The organism is Bradyrhizobium sp. SPXBL-04 (genome assembly GCF_051853035.1).
GTDB classification, from domain to species: Bacteria; Pseudomonadota; Alphaproteobacteria; order Rhizobiales; family Xanthobacteraceae; genus Bradyrhizobium; species Bradyrhizobium zhanjiangense.
The window spans coordinates 937,900-955,358 of the sequence record NZ_CP182472.1 but is presented as its reverse complement, the minus strand read 5'-3'; the positions used below and the strand labels follow the sequence as shown (position 1 = coordinate 955,358).

Below are 17,459 nucleotides of genomic sequence, written 5' to 3'. Positions count from 1 at the left end.
TGATCCGGAAAAGTGCGCAGCGGTTTTCCGAAAAGATCATGCTCAAACAACAACCTAAAGCGCGATGACGATTCATCTTAATCTCATCGCGTTTTAGCAGCAGATCCCACCCAACAATTCGCCCCGGAGAGGTGAACCTCTCCGGGGCGGCCTGTTGTTTAAGGTGGCAGAAACGATCAGTTCAGCTTCCGCTTCGCCACCGGCGCCTCGAACTGGGCGATCTCCGCGGTCTGCGGCGCCTTGCCGTTGAAGGTCAGCACATTGCCTTCGGACGAGATCGCAACGCTGTCGCCGTCCCTGACGTCGCCGGCGAGGATCATCTCGGCGAGCGGGTCCTGGAGGTGACGCTGGATCACGCGCTTGAGCGGGCGTGCGCCGTAGGCAGGATCCCAGCCCTTGGCCGCGAGCCAGTCGCGCCCTGCGGCATCGAGCGTCAGCACGATCTTGCGATCGGTGAGCAGCTTCTGCAGCCGCGCGAACTGGATCTCGACGATCCGGCCCATCTCGCTCTTCTGCAAGCGGTGGAACAGGATGATCTCGTCGACGCGGTTGAGGAATTCGGGGCGGAAATGCCCACGCACCATTCCCATCACCTGCTCGCGCACGGCCGAGGTGTCCTCGCCTTCCGGCTGGTTCACCAAAAATTCCGAACCGAGGTTCGAGGTCATGATGATCAGCGTGTTGCGGAAATCGACGGTGCGGCCCTGGCCGTCGGTCAGGCGGCCGTCGTCGAGCACCTGCAACAGGACGTTGAAGACGTCAGGATGCGCCTTCTCGATCTCGTCGAACAGCACCACCTGGTAGGGCCGGCGCCGCACCGCTTCGGTGAGCGCGCCGCCCTCGTCATAGCCGACATAGCCCGGAGGCGCGCCGATCAGACGCGAGACCGAGTGTTTCTCCATGTATTCGGACATGTCGAGGCGGACCATCGCGGTCTCGTCGTTGAACAGGTACTCCGCCAAGGCTTTCGTCAGCTCGGTCTTGCCGACGCCGGTGGGCCCCAAGAACATGAACGAGCCGGTCGGCCGGTTCGGGTCCTGCAGGCCTGCACGCGAGCGGCGCACGGCGGTTGCCACCGCACGCACGGCCTCGGCCTGGCCGACGACGCGCTTGCCGAGCTGATCCTCCATCTTCAGGAGCTTCTCCTTCTCGCCTTCCAGCATCTTGTCGACGGGCACGCCGGTCCAGCGCGAGACCACCTGCGCGATGTGGTTGGCGGTAACCGCCTCCTCCATCATCTCGCCGGCGTTCTCCTTAGCCTCGATATCCGCAAGCTTCTTCTCGAGCTCCGGGATCCTTCCATAGGCCAGTTCGCCGGCCTTCTGGAATTCGCCGCGCCGCTGGGCGTTGGCCAGCTCGACACGCAAGCCGTCGAGCTCGGCCTTCAGCTTCTGGGCATCGGAGAGCTTGCTTTTCTCTGCGCTCCAGCGCGCCGTCAGGGCCGCAGACTTCTCCTCGAGCTCGGCAAGATCCTTCTCCAGCGTCTGGAGCCGGGTCTTGGAGCCGGGATCGCTTTCCTTCTTCAGCGCCTCCTGCTCGATCTTGAGCCGGATGATCTCGCGATCCAGCGAATCCAGCTCTTCCGGCTTGGAATCGACCTGCATCTTCAGCCGCGCCGCGGCCTCATCCATGAGGTCGATCGCCTTGTCGGGCAGGAAGCGGTCGGTGATGTAGCGGTTGGACAGCGTCGCGGAGGCCACAAGCGCGGAATCGGAGATCCGCACGCCATGGTGCTGCTCGTACTTGTCTTTCAGCCCGCGCAGGATCGAGATGGTATCCTCGACCGACGGCTCGCTGACGAAGATCGGCTGGAAGCGCCGCGCCAGCGCCGCGTCTTTCTCGACGTGCTTCTGGTACTCGTCGAGCGTGGTCGCGCCGATGCAGTGCAGCTCGCCGCGGGCGAGCGCCGGCTTGAGCAGGTTGGAGGCGTCCATCGCGCCGTCACCCTTGCCGGCGCCGATCAGCGTGTGCATCTCGTCGATGAACAGGATGTAGGTACCCTCGCTCGCGGTGACTTCCTGGAGCACGGCCTTGAGGCGCTCCTCAAACTCGCCGCGGTATTTCGCACCGGCAATCAGCGCACCGAGGTCGAGCGACAGCAGCTTCTTGTCCTTCAGACTCTCCGGCACGTCACCATTGACGATGCGCAGCGCGAGGCCCTCGGCGATGGCGGTCTTGCCGACGCCGGGCTCACCGATCAGGACAGGGTTGTTCTTGGTCCGGCGCGATAGCACCTGGATGGTGCGGCGGATCTCCTCGTCGCGGCCGATGACCGGGTCGAGCTTGCCGTCGCGCGCCGCCTGGGTCAGGTCGCGGGCATATTTCTTCAGCGCGTCATAGGCGTTCTCGGCGGTCGCGGAGTCCGCGGTGCGACCCTTGCGCAGCGCCTCGATCGCCGCATTGAGGTTCTGCGGGGTGACACCGCCCTTGTTGAGGATCGCGCCGGCCTCGCTGGTCTTCTCCAGCGCAAGACCGAGCAGCAGCCGCTCGACCGTGACAAAGCTGTCGCCGGCCTTCTCGCCGGCCTTTTCGGCGGCATCAAAAGTGCGGGCGAGCTCGGGCGCCAGATAGATCTGGCCGGCGCCGCCGCCGGAGACCTTCGGCACTTTGTTCAGGGCGTCCTCGGTCGCCTTCAGGATCGCACGGGAATTGCCGCCGGCTCGGTCGATCAGACCGGAAGCCAGCCCCTCAGTGTCGTCCAGCAGGACCTTCAGCATGTGCAGGGTGGAGAACTGCTGGTGCCCCTCGCGCATCGCAAGCGACTGCGCGGACTGGATGAAGCCCCTGGAGCGTTCGGTGTATTTCTCGATATTCATGTCTTTTCTATCCCTCGGCCTGCCCCTGGGGCCCTCTCAGGCACCCCAAATGGCATCTTCACTGGGTTTCCGATTACCGCATTGACGTTTCTCAACCGGTAACGGGTCTCTTTTGCCGGCGTGGCCGCCGGCCTGAGGCAAATGTGGGAAGCGGGTTGCGGATGCGAAAGAGGCGAGTTCACAATTTCGTGCGCTCATGGGCCGCTTGGCGCGGGCCCGTCGAATCCCCTAAGTAGCGGCATGACAGCCAGCCGCACAGCCGAGATTACCGGCCTCTACCGCTACCCGATCAAAGGCCTGACCCCGGAACGCCTGACCCGCGTCACCTTGCGGAGCGGCCAGACCCTGCCCGCCGACCGCCGCTACGCCATCGAGAACGGGCCGAGCGGGTTCGACCCGGAGGCGCCGCAGTGGAAGCCGAAAATCCAGTTTCTGATGCTGGCGCGCAATGAGCGGCTGGCCTCCCTCGAGAGCCGGTTCGAGGACGCGACCAACCGCCTGACCATTCGCAAGGACGGCCAGATCGTCGCCAGCGGCGATCTCGAGACCGCTGCCGGCCGCGCCGCCATCGAGAGCTATTTCAACGAGAACTTTCAGCCGGAGCTGAAGGGACCGCCGAAGGTCCTGTCCGGCCGCGACCACAGCTTTTCCGACGTCGCCCGCAAGGTCGTATCCATCATCAATCTCGACAGCGTCCGCGCCATCGAGACCATGCTGGGCGGCGCCGCAGTCCACCCCCTGCGCTTCCGCGCCAATCTCTACCTGAAGGGCTGGCCGGCCTGGTCGGAGCTCGACCTCGTCGGTCAGACGCTTGCGATCGGTGACGCCCGGCTGAAGGTGGTCAAGCGCATCGTCCGCTGCCCGGCCACCAATGTCGACCCCATCACCGCAAAGCGCGATCTCGAAATCCCGCCCACGCTCTCGCGCAATCTCGGCCACATGGACTGCGGCATCTATGCCGAGGTGATCGAAGGTGGCGAGATCGGCGTCGGCGATGCGGTCGCGGTGGAAGAGCCGAGATCGGTGTGACGAGGCACCGCTGCCGTAGGGTGGGCAAAGCGAAGCGTGCCCACCGTTCCTGCTAGCGAACGCTGACGCACCGCCGGTGGGCACGGCGCTCTTGCGCCTTTGCCCACCCTACGGCTCCGTCGTTAATTCGGCATCACATACGCATAGATCCGACCGCGCGAGACCGGCGCCTCGCGGACGCGGTTGCCGTCGTTGCCGGAGATCATGATCGGATTTCCCTTTGCATCGACGCCGGTGATGATGCCGACATGGCCGCCCCGGCCGCCGCGCGACATCACCGCGATGGCGCCGACCTGCGGACCGGAGACGCGCGTGCCGTAGCGCGCGAACGAGCTCGCCATGTCGGAGCCGGTGCCCTGATGCCCGGTGTGCTGCAGCACCATGTTCATGAAACGCGCGCACCACAGGCTGCCGCGTCCGGTCGGATTGCCGCCGAGATAGCGGCGCGCCTCGGACACGAGGCCCGATCCGCCGCCGAAGCCGCCGTTGCTCATCGCGTTGTTGGCCATGCCGCCGCTATTGGCGTTCGGATCATAGCTCGCCTGGGTGTTGGCGAATCCACTCGCCTGCAACTGCGCTGCGCTGCGCTCGAAGCGCGAGCTGCGTGCATGGTGGCGGTAGTGATGATGTCTGGCCTGATGCACGTAAACGTGCCGCTCTGCGCTATGACGATGATGCGGCCGCGCTGAGGCCGGAGAAACGAGCACGGCGACCGCCGCGAAGAAAAGCGCCAGCGCGACAACACAACGCGACAGGCGATACGCAAACAACTCAAACATTCTTCATCCTTGATTAACACCCCCACTTCCCATCGGCCCGTGCGGCGGCCGACATCCGAAAGGCCGTTAAGCCGTCCCATGTGGCGAGAAAAAGACGCCGCGTCGGCGAATAGCTGCGATGATTTTGCGTCAATACTCATCTGACGCTGCCGCATTGCGGACAACAGCATTAACTGCGATCCTCCAAATGCGGCTTGAACAGAGGGAAACGGTTAATGCCCCACGCCACGACCAGGGACGACGTCCGCATCTATTTCGAGGAGGCGGGCCAGGGATCGCCGATCATTTTTCTGCACGAGTTTGCGGCTGACTACACCAATTGGGAGCCGCAGATGCGCTACTTCTCGCGCGGTCATCGCTGCATCACTTACTCTGCGCGCGGCTACACACCCTCGGACGTGCCCGATGGCGAGGTCTATACCTACACACATTTCTACACCGATGCGCTCGCGGTGCTCGATCATCTCGGGATCGAGCACGCGCATCTCGTCGGCCTGTCGATGGGTGCCTACTCGTCGCTCCAGATCGGGCTCAACGCGCCGCAGCGCGCATTGTCGATGACGCTGGCCGGTGTCGGCTCCGGCTCCGAAATCGAGAATCTCGATGCCTGGCGCAAGCAGTGCCGCGCCAATGCCGAGCAGTTCGAGACATTAGGGTCTGCGGAAGTCGCAAAGGTCACGCGCGAGGCGCCGAGCCGGATTCCCTTCCTGGTGAAGGATCCGCGCGGCCACGCCGATTTCTACGCCGCGCTGGCACGGCACGATGCCAGCGGCTCGGCGCGCACGATGCGCGGCTTCCAGGGCGGCCGTCCCTCGATCTACACGATGACGGACGCGATCAAGCGCGCCTCAACGCCGGCGCTGATCATCTGCGGCGACGAGGACGACCCGTGCGTCGGCCCGAGCCTGTTCTTGAAGAAGCACCTTCCGGCGGCCGGGCTCGCGATGTTTCCGAAGTCGGGCCACGTGCTCAATCTCGAAGAACCCGCGCTATTCAACGAGAGCGTGGAGCGGTTCGTCACGCTGGTGGAAGCGGGCCGCTGGCCGGTACGCGATGCGAGGTCGGTGGCGCACTAGAACGAAGGCTTGGCCACACACGCCGTCATTGCGAGCGCAGCGAAGCAATCCAGAATCCCTCCGCGGAAAGACTCTGGATTGCTTCGCTGCGCTCGCAATGACGAAAAGCTACTTTCCCTGCCCGCGGCTCAGCAAGAACACGCCCTGCTCGCCGAACATGTTCCACACCCACCACGGCAGGTTCAGCGGCACCGGGCGGCCGTAGAGATCGAGCGCGACCGAACGCTCCATCTTGACGTTGATCTTGTCGCAGAGCTCGACGAAATCCTTGATGGTGCAGAAGTGGATGTTGGCGGTGTCGTACCAGGTCGCCGGCAGATTCTCGGTGCGCGGCATGTGGCCGCCGATCAGGAGCTGGAGCCGCATCTTCCAGAAGCCGAAATTCGGGAACGAGACGATGGCGCGGCGGCCGATGCGCAGCAGGTTCTCCAGCACCACACGCGGCTGCCGCGTCGCTTGCAGCGTCTGCGACAGGATCACGTAATCGAAGGCATCGTCGGGATAGTTGACGAGGTCGGTGTCGGCGTCACCCTGCACCACCGCAAGCCCCTTGGCGACGCAGCGATTGACGCCCTCGCGCGACAGCTCGATGCCACGGCCGTCGATGCCGCGCGTTTCCAGCAGCTGGAGCAGATCGCCCTCGCCGCAGCCGACGTCGAGCACCTTCGAGCCCGGCTTGACCATCTCGGCCACGAGCAGATGGTCGGCACGAAACTGACCGGACGGCCCGGCCGCAACGCCGTTCAACGGCAGCACTTCCTGTACGGACATTCTAGCCACCTTTGCCGTCGAGACCGCGTGCCTTGCCTGCCGATTGCAGGAAGGCACGCGAGATGTCGAAGAATTCGGGCACGTCGAGCAGGAAGGCGTCGTGACCGCGATCGGTCTCGATCTCGGCGAACGACACCCGAGCACTCGACGCATTCAGCGCGTGCACCAGGGCGCGCGATTCCGAGGTCGGAAACAGCCAGTCGCTGGTGAAGGAGACCACGCAGAAGCGGGTCTTGATGCCCGCAAACGCCTTCGCCAGCACGCCACCATGATCGGCGGCGATGTCGAAATAATCCATCGCGCGTGTCAGATACAGATACGAGTTGGCGTCGAAGCGCTCGACAAAGGACGAGCCCTGGTAGCGCAGATAGGACTCGACCTGGAAGTCGGCATCGAACGAGAAGGTCGGCAGCTCACGGTCCTGCATGCGGCGGCCGAACTTGCGATGCAGCGCGGCGTCGGAGAGATAGGTGATGTGCGCCGCCATGCGCGCCACCGCGAGCCCGCGATGCGGATGGATGCCGCGGTCGGCATATCCGCCATTGTGCCAGTCGGGATCGGCCATCACGGCCTGGCGGCCGAGCTCGTGGAACGCGATGTTCTGCGCCGAGTGCCGCGTCGAGCAAGCAATCGCCAGTGCGGAGTACACGCGAGCAGGATAGGCCGCGGTCCATTGCAGCACCTGCATGCCACCCATCGACCCGCCGACGACCGCGAACAGCGTGTCGATGCCGAGCCGGTCGATCAGCATCGCCTGCGCGCGCACCATGTCGGGAATGGTGATGACGGGGAAATCGAGGCCCCAGACCTTGCCCGTGGCGGGATTGATCGACGCCGGCCCGGTCGAGCCCATGCAGCCGCCGATCACGTTGGAGCAGATGATGAAGTAGTGCTTGGGATCAATGGGTCGACCGGGGCCGACCAGCGTCTCCCACCAGCCGGGCTTGCCGGTGACGGGATGCACATTGGCGACATGCTGGTCGCCGGTCAGCGCATGGCAGATCAGAACGGCGTTGGAGCGATCGGCGTTCAATTCGCCATAGGTCTGGTAGGCGATCTGGAACGGCGACAGATCGATGCCGCAATCGAGCCGCAGCGGCTGATCGGCGCCGAAACGCATAACCTGCGAACTCGGATGATCGACCTCGTGTGACCGATCATCGGTGCTGATCGCAGGACTCGGTATCGACTTGACGCTACCCATTTTGACCATCGACCTCGTTTGCGATCGGACTTCAGACCGCAGTGACATCAGGCCATGAAAAACCCGGCCTGAACGATAAGTTCGGCCGGGATCAGAAGCGTCCCCGGCCTGTTTAGCGAGTTTTTTAACGTGGCTGCAAGCCGGCCGGCTCAAATGACCACGGAACAGGCAAAAACTACCGTCTGGGGCGGTTTTCGTCAAGTCGCGGCCCGGGTCAACCGGATTTGCCTCCGAGCGGTCGATCGAAAAGGCCGTCATTTCTCTTTGCTTTCGCTGCCTATCCTGCCTAATCAGGATAGACCGCAGCTGACCGCTTTTGCGGATCGGCACCTCTCAACAGCCCTTTGTCAGTCATGTCCCAACGTCCGCCCGCGCCACCATCGCTTCAGGAATTGCGCAAGGAGATCGACGCGATCGACGAGGGCATGCATCGCCTCCTGATGCAGCGCGGCGACATCATCGACCGCCTGATCCAGGTGAAGCAGACCCAGGAAGTCGGCTCGGCGTTCCGCCCCGCGCGCGAGGCTTCCATGATGCGCGAGATCGTGCAGCGGCATCGCGGCATCCTGCCGCTCGACACGGTCGAGAGCATCTGGCGCGTCATCATCTCGACCTTCACCTATGTGCAGGCGCCGTTCTCCGTGCATGCCGACATCTCGGTGAGCGAGCCGGCGATGCGCGATTCCGCGCGCTTTCATTTCGGCTTCACCGTGCCTTACGTCGCGCATTTCAGCGCGCAGGCGGCGGTCGAGGCGGTGGCGAAATCCAAGGGCGATCTGGCGCTGGTCTCGGCGACCTCGAGCCGCACACCGTGGTGGCTGGAGCTGGAAGCCGACGGCGCGCCCAAGATCATCGCGCGGATGCCGTTCGTCGAGCGCGCCGACCATCCGGCCGCACTGCCGGTGTTCGCGATCTCGCGCGTCGCCGACAGCGCCCTGGTGACGGAGGTCGAGACCTTCAGCGTGCGCGTCTCCGGGTGGAACGCCGAGGTCGCGCGCGCGCTGTCGCCGCTTGCCGAGATCGTGGCAGTGCCCGATACCGCCTTCGACGGCGCGGCATTGCTGGTCTCGGTCACGAGCGCGACCAGCATCGACAAAATCAAGGCTGCCCTGATCGAGGCGGGGGCCTCGGTGCGCTCCACGGCCCTCGTCGGCAGCCACGCAACGCGCTATACGGTGCCCCCGACCGGGCCAAAATCGTAGATCGCGAACCGCCTGAAGCCACTTTCGGAGTTGAAGATGTCCCGCCCCGTGCCGAATCCCGGCATTCTCGACATTGCGCCCTACACGCCCGGCAAGAGCCCGGTGGCGGAGCCGGGCCGCAAGGTGTTCAAGCTCTCGGCCAACGAGACGCCGTTCGGGCCCTCGCCCAAGGCAATCGAGGCGTTCAAGCACGTGGCCGAACATCTGGAAGACTATCCGGAAGGCACCTCGCGCGTGCTGCGCGAGGCGATCGGCCGCAGCTTCGGGCTTGACCCCAACCGCATCATCTGCGGCGCCGGGTCGGACGAGATCCTCAATCTGCTCGCGCACACCTATCTCAGCCAGGGCGACGAGGCGATCTCCACCACGCACGGCTTCCTGGTCTACCCGATCGCGACCATGGCGAATGGGGCCAAGAATATCGTTGCGCCCGAGACGAACTTCACTGCCGACGTCGATGCCATTCTCAAGGCGGTCACGCCGCGCACAAAGCTGGTCTGGCTCGCCAATCCCAACAACCCGACCGGCACCTATCTGCCGTTCGACGAGGTCAAGCGCCTGCGCGCCGGCCTGCCGTCGCACGTGTTGCTGGTGCTGGATGCCGCCTATTGCGACTACGTCTCGCGCAACGATTACGAGATGGGGATCGAACTCGTCGCCACCACCGAGAACACTGTGGTGACGCACACCTTCTCCAAGATCCACGGTCTTGCGGCGCTGCGCATCGGCTGGATGTTCGGGCCCGAGCACATCATCGACGCGGTCAACCGCATCCGCGGTCCCTTCAACGTGTCGACGCCGGCAATGTATGCCGCAGTCGCCGCGATCGAGGATACCGCGCACCAGGCGATGTCGAAGCAGTTCACCGAGACCTGGCGCAATCGGCTGACAGAAGAGATCGGCAAGCTCGGGCTGAAGGTGACGCCGAGCGTCGCCAATTTCGTGCTGATCCACTTCCCTTCCGACAGGGGCAAGACCGCGGACGATGCCGACGCTTACCTCACCAAACGGGGCCTGGTGCTGCGCGCGCTGAAGAACTACGGCCTGTCGCATGCGCTGCGCATGACCATCGGTACCGAGGAGGCCAACCGCCTCGTGATCGAGGCCCTGCGCGACTTCATGGCCGGCAAATGAGTGCGCAGGCGCACTTCCAGCGCGTCGCGCTGATCGGCTTCGGCCTGATCGGCGGCTCGATCGCGCGTGCGGCGAAGCTCCAGGGCTTAGCTGGCGAGATCGTCACCACCGCGCGCTCGGAGAAGACGCGCGCGCGGGTCGCCGAGCTCGGCATCGTCGACCACGTCGTGGCGACCAATGTGGAAGCAGTGGAGGATGCCGATCTCGTCATCCTCTGCATTCCCGTCGGCGCCTGCGGCGAGGTGGCGCGAGAGATCGCCGCGCATCTCAAGCCGGGCGCGATCATCTCCGACGTCGGCTCGGTCAAGGGCGCGGTGGTCAGGGACATGGCCCCGCATCTGCCGCAGGGCGTGCATTTCGTGCCGGCGCACCCGGTCGCAGGCACCGAGCATTCGGGTCCGGATTCCGGCTTCGCCGAGCTCTTCATCAACCGCTGGTGCATCCTGACGCCGCCGGAAGGCGTCGATGCGGCTGCCACCGATCGCCTGCGGGCCTTCTGGGCGGCGATGGGCGCCAAGGTCGAGGTGATGACGCCGGATCATCATGATCTCGTGCTCGCGATCACCAGTCACCTGCCGCATCTGATCGCCTACACCATCGTCGGCACCGCCGACGAGCTGGCGCAGGTGACGGAATCCGAGGTGATCAAATTCTCCGCCGGCGGTTTTCGCGATTTCACCCGCATCGCGGCCTCCGATCCGACGATGTGGCGCGACGTCTTCCTTGCCAACAAGGAGGCCGTGCTGGAAATGCTCGGTACCTTCACCGAGGACCTCGCCAAGCTCACCCGCGCGATCCGCCGCGGCGACGGCGAAGCCCTGTTCGACCACTTCACCCGCACCCGCGCCATCCGCCGCGGCATCGTCGAGATCGGCCAGGATTCGGCCGCGCCGGATTTCGGCCGGCCCCATGCGGCGCTGAAGAAGCCGTAGCGAAACTGCTCATTCTTCGTCATTGCGAGCGTAGCGAAGCAATCCAGGATACCTCCGCGGAGACAGTCTGGATTGCTTCGCTGCGCTCGCAATGACGGTGTGGAGAGCTCTGGCGCAAATCACCGCCCTTAATACAGTGGCGGAATCTGGCCGACTTTGACCGGGCCGAGCAGCACGGCGCCGTCGACGAATTTCAGCGGGAAGCTTCTCGCCTTCTTGCCTTCCAGCGTGCTCTCGGTGCCGATCGAATTGATGCCGGCGGCAACGCCGGCATTGGCGTTCTGCTTGATGACCTTGCCGAGGCCCGGCACGGCGCGGTCGAGCGCGCCGAACAAATTGTTGAGGTCCTGCGACTTCACGCCCGGCGCGACGCGGTCGAGCGTTGCCTGCGGCACGCCCTCCTCCAGCATCTTCTCGATGCCGAGCGCCGGAATGACGCGCTCGAGGCCCGCCACCGTCATCTGCAATTCGCCGTCCAATCGGCCATTGGCCGAAAGGCCGAGCGTGCCGGCCGCAACCGCGATCATCTCGCCCTGCTGGATCCGCGACTGCACGATCTCGATATGGCCGCCGGCGGCCTGGATCTCACGGAAGCGCTGCGGCCAGGGTTTTGGCGTGAGATCGGTGAGGCCGGTGACCTTCGCGCGGGTGTCCGCCTCGAACGGCTCGGCGAGCAAGGGATGAACGCCCTGGATGCTGCCCTGCGCGACGTGGACCACCGTCTCGATCACCGGTTGATCGGATGGCGATCCGTCCGCGAGGCGGCCGTGCAGCTCGATCTGCTTGGCGCGCGCGAGCGGCACCTGGACGCTGCCGTCGAGGCGGTTGAGGCCGGGATCGTCGAACACGATGGAGGCGCGGTCCGGCACGGCCGGCAGACCGACCACGCTGGCGCGGCCCTTGCTCCAGTTCACCACGAAGGTGGTTTGCGTGACGCCGTCGGTCAGCGTCGCCGGCGCGGAGAACTCGGCGATGACGAGCTTGGGGTCATAGACCTGGGCGACGACCAGGATGTTGTCGAGCTTCGCCGTGAACGGCGTCTTGCTCGCATTCTGCGACACCAGGGCGACGCTGGCACCGGAGCACTGGACCTCGAAGCGGAACGGGAAGCCCGCGATCGAGCGCTTGGCGCAATCATAGATGCGACCCGACTTGGCCTCCTGCGCGCGCCAGGCGTCTGCGGCGATTTCGGCCTGCGACGCCGCATAGAACCAGAAGCAGCTCCAGGCGACGGCGAGGATCAGGACGAGAACGGGTGCAATGAAAAGGCCCCAACGGGAGCGGCGGCCTGCGGCAACGGTCATATTGGACATGCGGCGACCCTTTGCCCCCAGATTCAGGCAAATGTAAGCGAGGCCGGCCCCCGACGAAAGGCGGAGAATTCGCTTCGCTTGGGGGCACGGTTCTGGTAGCCGTGCCCGAAATGTCGGAAATCCCCCTCCCCTCCGTCACCACAGCCAAGGATGACCTCTGGGTGTTCGGCTACGGCTCGCTGATGTGGCGGCCGGGCTTCGAATTCGAGGAGCGCGTCCCGGCGCGGCTGGTCGGCGAGCATCGCGCGCTCTGCGTCTATTCCTTCGTGCACCGCGGCACGCCGGAGAAGCCGGGTCTGGTGCTCGGGCTCGACCGCGGCGGCGCCTGCCGCGGCATTGCCTTCCGCGTTGCCGAGAAGAACCGCACCGAGGTCGTCGCCTACTTGCGGGAACGCGAGCAGGTCACCTCGGTCTACCGTGAGGTGATGCGCTCGGTGTGGCTGGAGAACGATGCGCGCCAGCGCGTCTCCGCACTCACCTATGTCGTCGACCGCGGCCATGTCCAATATGCCGGCCGGCTGTCGCTTACCGAGCAGCACCGCCATGTCATCCAGGGCCATGGCCAGTCCGGCGCCAATCGGGACTACGTCACCGCGACGGTGAAAGCAATCGAGGCCGAAGGCTTTCGCGACACGCAGCTGCACCGGCTTGCGACGATGCTGCACGGTGATGCGCATTCTCTGCACGCGCCGGCGCCGGCCGAAGATCGAGAGAACCGCTAACTCTCCGACGGCGCATAGCTCGGCGCGGAGCCGATCAACTGCTCCTGCTCTTTCCGGCCGGCTTCGACGAGACGGCTGGTCACGTCTTCGATCGCCGTCTGCACGCGCGCGAGAAACTCGTCCTTCGGCAGGCCCGCCGGCAGTGGATCGAGGAATTCCACCACCAGCGTGCCGGGATAGCGCATGAAGGTGCGGCGCGGCCAGAACAGGCCGGAATTGAGCGCGATCGGCAGGCACTGCACGCCGCAGGAGGAATAGATCTGCGCAAAGCCGGTCTTGTAGTTGGGGACAGCGCCCGGCGCGCGCCGCGTGCCTTCCGGAAAGATCACGAGCTGACGGCCGCTGCGCACCGCCACGCGCGCCCGCCGCGTCATGTCCAGCAGCGCCTTCACGCCGGCATTGCGGTCGATCGCGATCATGCCGGTCTTGACCAGGAACTGACCGAAGACCGGGATCTGCATGAGCTGACGCTTGAGAATGAAGATCGGACGGTCGAAGAAGCCGGGCAGCACGAACGTCTCCCAGAACGACTGGTGCTTGGCCACGATCAGCAATGGGCCCTGCGGAATCTTCTCGACCCCGCGGAATTCCACCTTGATGTTGCAGATCACGCGCATCAGGACCAGCGTCGCCTTTGCCCACCATTCCGCGACCGTCAGCATGGCGCGCGGCGGCAGCGCAAAGGTCGGCAGCGCCACGATCGCCAGGCATATCAGCACGGCGTAGAACAGCACGTTGAACACGAGCGAGCGCAGGAAAATCAGAAACATCGACGATCCGATCATTGCCGGTCAATTGGCCTGTGCGGTGGCAGGCCGCTTCGGCTGCAAGCCTGAAGGCTGCTCCGACACTTCGGGCGAAAGGTCAATCCCGAAATTCTCCAGCCGCACCCTGGCCTCGGCCGCGACGTACTTGGCATATTCCGACAGCAGCAGCCGCAACGTCGACGGCGAAGTCCACCACGGCTCCTCGCGCCATTTGTCGCCGACGACTGCGAACGGGATCAGCGTCGTCTGCGGCATCGCGTGCGAGAATTCCACCAGCGCGCGCGGCATGTGATAATTCGAGGTGACCACGATCAGCGATTTGAACCGGCGTCCCTCGGCCCAGCGCCGCGCCTCCGCCGCATTGCCGCGGGTCGAAAGCGCGGTGCGGTCGAGATCGACGCAACAGGTCATGAAGGACTGGTTCTCCGGCAGGGTCCGGGAGATATCGCTCGCCGTCGAGGTCGGATGCACGCCCGATATCAGGAGCCTCCTGCCGTAGCCGGCAGCGAGCAGCTCCATCGCGTCCGACACCCGCGAGGACCCGCCGGTCAGCACCACGATGCCGTCCGCCTTGCGGTCCGGCACCATCTCGGCGCCGCGCAATTGCGACAGGAACGCAACGAAGCCCGCCGCCGCGCCGACGAAGGCGAGCGCGATCGTCGACACGATTGTCGCGCGCAGCCAGCCGCGCGGCAGTTTCGGCGATCGATCTTCGGTCGGCGAGGTCATGCGATGTCGGTGATCCCTTCCCTGAGGTGATTTTAAGACGTTTTGAGGCGAAGTGGAGTCTGGTTTGTTGGGCTCAATCAACGCGATGGACAACAACGCTATCCGCGACGGCGGCTGCGCTCCCTCGCCCCGCTTGCGGGGAGAGGGTTGGGGTGAGGGGGACTCTCCGCGGGGACGGAGACAGTCGGACTCGCGGAGAGTCCTCCTCACCCGGAATCCGCGCCTTCAGCGCGCATTCCGGCCTCTCCCCGCAAGCGGGGAGAGGCGAAGAAATCTCAATCGACATCGTTCAGCGTCGCGAACAGCGTCTGGCGCGAGGCGACCGCGGTGATGGCGCCGATCAGCACCGCCTGCACCGCGAGCACGATGTAGCCGGATGGCCGCAGCGAGAAGGTGCCGAGCAGGGCTGCGAACTGGTCGCCGACGGGGGTGCCGGAAAACCAGCCGGCGATCGACTCGGAGAAGCCGAACAGCAGCATCGCCACGCCGCCGCCGATCACGCCGCCCTCCAAGCCGAGCCTAAGGAAATGGCGCAGGAAGTGGTTGGCGATGTAGCGGTCGCCGGCGCCGACGAAATGCAGGACCTCGACGATCGGGCGGTTCGCCGCCATGGCGCCGCGGGTCGCAAACGACACCGAGATGATGGTGGCGATGATGACCAACGCGAGAATGCCGACACCGGCGAGGACGGTGGCATTGGTCATCGAACGCATGCGCTCGATCCAGGCACGGTGATCATCGACACTCGCGCTCGGCGCCACCTGGGTGACGCGTGCGCGCAGGGCGCCGAGATCAAGTGGCGTGCCCGGTTGCACGCGCGCGATGATCATGCGCGGTACCGGCAGATCGTCCATCGACAGGCCAGTGCCGAGCCAGGGCTCGAGCAGCTTTCCGCTTTCATCCTTGGTGAACGGCTTGACCTCGACGATGCCTGCTTGCGCGCGCATCGCCTCCGTCACCGCCGCGGTGTCGCGTTCGAGATCGCGGCCAGCCAGCGGACGGACCTGGATGGTGATTTCGCTGGCGACCTCCGACTGCCATTCGGCGGCGGAAGCGCTGACCAGCAGCACCGTGCCTGTCGTCATCGAGGCGAGGAAGGTCATGATGGCGACGACGGCGACCAGCGCGCGACCGTGGATCGAGGCACGCGGCACGATCGGCGACATGTTGCGTGCCTTGGCCGGAAGCTGCGGACGCTCCTGCCCGAGGTCGACCAGTACGCCGCGCTCGTCGGTCCTACTCATAGACGTGCAGCCGTCCCTGATGCAGCACCAGCCGCCGCGCCTCGTACTGGTCCATCAGGCCGATGTCGTGGGTCGCGATGATGACGGCCGTGCCTGATTTGTTGAGCTCGATGAAGAGCCGCAACAGGCGGCGGCCGAGCGTCGGGTCGACGCTGCCGGTCGGCTCGTCCGCGAGCAGCAGCTGCGGGCGCGAGATCACCGCGCGCGCGATCGCGGCGCGCTGCTTCTCGCCGCCGGACAGGATCGGCGGCAGCGCATCCATGCGGTCACCGAGGCCGACCCAGCGCAGGAGATCGATGACCTCCTTGCGATAACTCGACTCGCTACGCCCCATAACGCGGAACGGCAGCGCGACGTTCTCATAGGTCGTCATGTGGTCGAGCAGGCGGAAATCCTGGAGCACGATACCGATGCGCTTGCGCAGGTCGGCGATCTCGTCCTTGCCGAGCCGCGAGATATCGTGGCCGAACAGATTGACCAGGCCCCGCGTCGGCCGATGCGACAGGAACAACAGGCGCAACAACGAGGTCTTGCCAGCACCGGACGGTCCGGTGAGAAACTGAAACGAATGCGCCGGGATCTGGAAGCTGAGGTCGCGCAGGATCTCCGGCCCCAGACCGTAACGCAATCCGACATTTTCGAACCGAACCAAGCTCAGCTCCGTTCGAGAGGGGGCGCGGGCCACACGGCTGTGGCCCGCCATACGCGATTGACGGGTTTTGCGACCGTTATGGTTTCCGGTTCGTTAACGCTCGCCCGGTAGCATAAGGGCCGCCCGGTTCTCCGCGACCGTGGCATCGTCAAGACCAGTCCTCGTCCATGCATCAAGGCTCGTCCATGCATATCGTCTGCCCCCATTGTACGACATCCTACGCCATCAAGCCCGCGAGCTTGGGTGCGAACGGCCGGACGGTGCGCTGCTCTCGTTGCAAGGAGACCTGGGTCGCCCATGCTGAGGATGCCATCGAGGAGGCGTCCATCCCGGCCATGGCCGCGGCCAGCCAGGCGGAGGACCAGTCCGACCTCGCCGAGCAGTGGAACTCCTACGCCAAGGACGATAGCGCGGCTGACACCCCGATGGTCGAAAGCCCCTCGATCGCCAGCGACTGGCCGACCGAGGACACCAAGGAGATCGAGGACGAGTGGTCAGCGGCGGCCCGGGCCGCCGAGGAGGACGTCGCCGGCGCGCAGCATCAGTCCTGGTTCCGCGGCCTGTTCCGTCGCCGCGGCGCGCGGGTCAGCCGCCCGGCCGCCGCCACGGCGCCGCGAAAAACCTATTTCGGCCTGCCGACCGCCTGCGCCGCCATGGGCGCGCTGGTCCTGGCGCTCGCGATCTGGCGTGGCGACATGGTGCGGCTGCTGCCGCAGACGGCAGCGTTCTACAAGATGGTCGGGCTCGAGGTTAATCTGCGCGGACTGGCCTTCAAGGACGTCAAGCTGTCCAGCGAAACCGTCGACGGTAAGCAGGTGCTGGTGATCGAGGGCGTGATCGTCGGCGAGGGTACGAAGCCGCTCGACATTCCGCGCCTGCGCTTCGCCGTGCGCGACGCGCAGGGCGCCGAGATCTACGCCTGGAACACGGTGCTGGAGCAGACCGTGCTGCGGCCCGGCGAGCGCGCCTTCTTCCGCTCGCGCCTGGCCTCGCCGCCGCCCGAGGGCCGCAATATCGACGTTCGCTTCTTCAACCGCCGCGACATTGCCGGCGGCAGCGTATAATCAGCCTCGCAAGCGGGAGTTGGTC

At 65.3% G+C, this 17,459-nt stretch carries 16 protein-coding genes and 1 riboswitch; of the genes, 7 read left to right on the top strand and 9 right to left on the bottom strand.

The annotated features are described in order from the left end of the window. Nucleotides 1-176: 176 nt before the first annotated feature. A complete protein-coding gene (clpB, locus tag ACNJX8_RS04450) occupies nt 177-2,816 on the bottom strand; it encodes an ATP-dependent chaperone ClpB (protein WP_439359733.1) in 2,640 nt (879 codons plus the stop codon). Between the two features lie 240 nt (nt 2,817-3,056). On the opposite strand from clpB, the gene ACNJX8_RS04445 reads away from it, so the two are divergent. Further along, complete coding sequence (locus ACNJX8_RS04445; protein ID WP_439359732.1) at nt 3,057-3,845, top strand: MOSC domain-containing protein; 789 nt, start codon at nt 3,057-3,059, stop codon at nt 3,843-3,845. A gap of 122 nt (nt 3,846-3,967) precedes the next feature. Here the strand turns inward: ACNJX8_RS04445 and ACNJX8_RS04440 are convergent, their stop codons facing one another. Then, entirely contained in the window at nt 3,968-4,624 is a 657-nt protein-coding gene (locus ACNJX8_RS04440; RefSeq protein WP_439359731.1) for a TIGR02594 family protein, read from the bottom strand. Nucleotides 4,625-4,839: 215 nt separating this feature from the next. Between ACNJX8_RS04440 and ACNJX8_RS04435 the strand changes: the two genes are divergently transcribed. Continuing rightward, complete coding sequence (locus ACNJX8_RS04435) at nt 4,840-5,700, top strand: alpha/beta fold hydrolase (protein WP_439359730.1); 861 nt, start codon at nt 4,840-4,842, stop codon at nt 5,698-5,700. A gap of 108 nt (nt 5,701-5,808) precedes the next feature. Here the strand turns inward: ACNJX8_RS04435 and metW are convergent, their stop codons facing one another. Then, the gene (gene metW / locus ACNJX8_RS04430) at nt 5,809-6,471 is read right to left on the bottom strand and encodes a methionine biosynthesis protein MetW (RefSeq protein WP_164940422.1); all 663 of its coding nucleotides are present in this window, start codon (nt 6,469-6,471) and stop codon (nt 5,809-5,811) included. Between the two features lies 1 nt (nt 6,472). Continuing rightward, nucleotides 6,473-7,675, bottom strand: a complete 1,203-nt coding sequence (gene metX / locus ACNJX8_RS04425; protein WP_128931224.1) for a homoserine O-acetyltransferase MetX — start codon at nt 7,673-7,675, stop codon at nt 6,473-6,475. Nucleotides 7,676-7,766: 91 nt separating this feature from the next. After that, a riboswitch (SAM riboswitch) is annotated at nt 7,767-7,846 on the bottom strand. A 182-nt stretch (nt 7,847-8,028) separates the two neighbouring features. Here metX and ACNJX8_RS04420 point away from each other — a divergent pair. The 3 genes from ACNJX8_RS04420 to ACNJX8_RS04410 are packed head-to-tail and all read left to right on the top strand — an operon-like array spanning nt 8,029 to nt 10,943. Continuing rightward, nucleotides 8,029-8,877, top strand: coding sequence for a chorismate mutase (locus ACNJX8_RS04420; protein WP_128931223.1), 849 nt, complete (start codon nt 8,029-8,031; stop codon nt 8,875-8,877). A 36-nt stretch (nt 8,878-8,913) separates the two neighbouring features. Continuing rightward, entirely contained in the window at nt 8,914-10,011 is a 1,098-nt protein-coding gene (gene hisC / locus ACNJX8_RS04415) for a histidinol-phosphate transaminase (RefSeq protein ID WP_439359729.1), read from the top strand. Beyond that, entirely contained in the window at nt 10,008-10,943 is a 936-nt protein-coding gene (locus ACNJX8_RS04410; RefSeq protein ID WP_439359728.1) for a prephenate/arogenate dehydrogenase family protein, read from the top strand. The genes hisC and ACNJX8_RS04410 overlap by 4 nt, the downstream gene beginning before the upstream one ends. Before the next feature lie 128 nt (nt 10,944-11,071). Here the strand turns inward: ACNJX8_RS04410 and ACNJX8_RS04405 are convergent, their stop codons facing one another. Then, the gene (locus ACNJX8_RS04405; RefSeq protein ID WP_439359727.1) at nt 11,072-12,256 is read right to left on the bottom strand and encodes a DUF2125 domain-containing protein; all 1,185 of its coding nucleotides are present in this window, start codon (nt 12,254-12,256) and stop codon (nt 11,072-11,074) included. A 110-nt stretch (nt 12,257-12,366) separates the two neighbouring features. Between ACNJX8_RS04405 and ACNJX8_RS04400 the strand changes: the two genes are divergently transcribed. Then, nucleotides 12,367-12,978: a gamma-glutamylcyclotransferase gene (locus ACNJX8_RS04400; protein ID WP_164939295.1), complete on the top strand. Its 612-nt coding sequence runs from the start codon at nt 12,367-12,369 to the stop codon at nt 12,976-12,978. Here ACNJX8_RS04400 and ACNJX8_RS04395 read toward each other — a convergent pair. The 4 genes from ACNJX8_RS04395 to ftsE all read right to left on the bottom strand — a co-directional run bounded on the left by ACNJX8_RS04395 (nt 12,975) and on the right by ftsE (nt 16,370). Beyond that, nucleotides 12,975-13,748 carry a lysophospholipid acyltransferase family protein gene (locus ACNJX8_RS04395; protein ID WP_439359726.1) on the bottom strand — a complete coding sequence of 258 codons (774 nt, stop codon included), beginning with the start codon at nt 13,746-13,748 and terminating at the stop codon, nt 12,975-12,977. The genes ACNJX8_RS04400 and ACNJX8_RS04395 overlap by 4 nt on opposite strands. Nucleotides 13,749-13,769: 21 nt before the next feature. Then, nucleotides 13,770-14,474 carry a YdcF family protein gene (locus ACNJX8_RS04390; protein ID WP_128931217.1) on the bottom strand — a complete coding sequence of 235 codons (705 nt, stop codon included), beginning with the start codon at nt 14,472-14,474 and terminating at the stop codon, nt 13,770-13,772. 275 nt (nt 14,475-14,749) lie between these two features. Next, entirely contained in the window at nt 14,750-15,718 is a 969-nt protein-coding gene (locus tag ACNJX8_RS04385; RefSeq protein ID WP_439359725.1) for a cell division protein FtsX, read from the bottom strand. Further along, nucleotides 15,711-16,370 carry a cell division ATP-binding protein FtsE gene (gene ftsE, locus ACNJX8_RS04380; protein ID WP_020508614.1) on the bottom strand — a complete coding sequence of 220 codons (660 nt, stop codon included), beginning with the start codon at nt 16,368-16,370 and terminating at the stop codon, nt 15,711-15,713. The genes ACNJX8_RS04385 and ftsE overlap by 8 nt, the downstream gene beginning before the upstream one ends. A 185-nt stretch (nt 16,371-16,555) precedes the next feature. On the opposite strand from ftsE, the gene ACNJX8_RS04375 reads away from it, so the two are divergent. Continuing rightward, a complete protein-coding gene (locus tag ACNJX8_RS04375) occupies nt 16,556-17,434 on the top strand; it encodes an MJ0042-type zinc finger domain-containing protein (protein ID WP_439359724.1) in 879 nt (292 codons plus the stop codon). Nucleotides 17,435-17,459 lie beyond the last annotated feature (25 nt).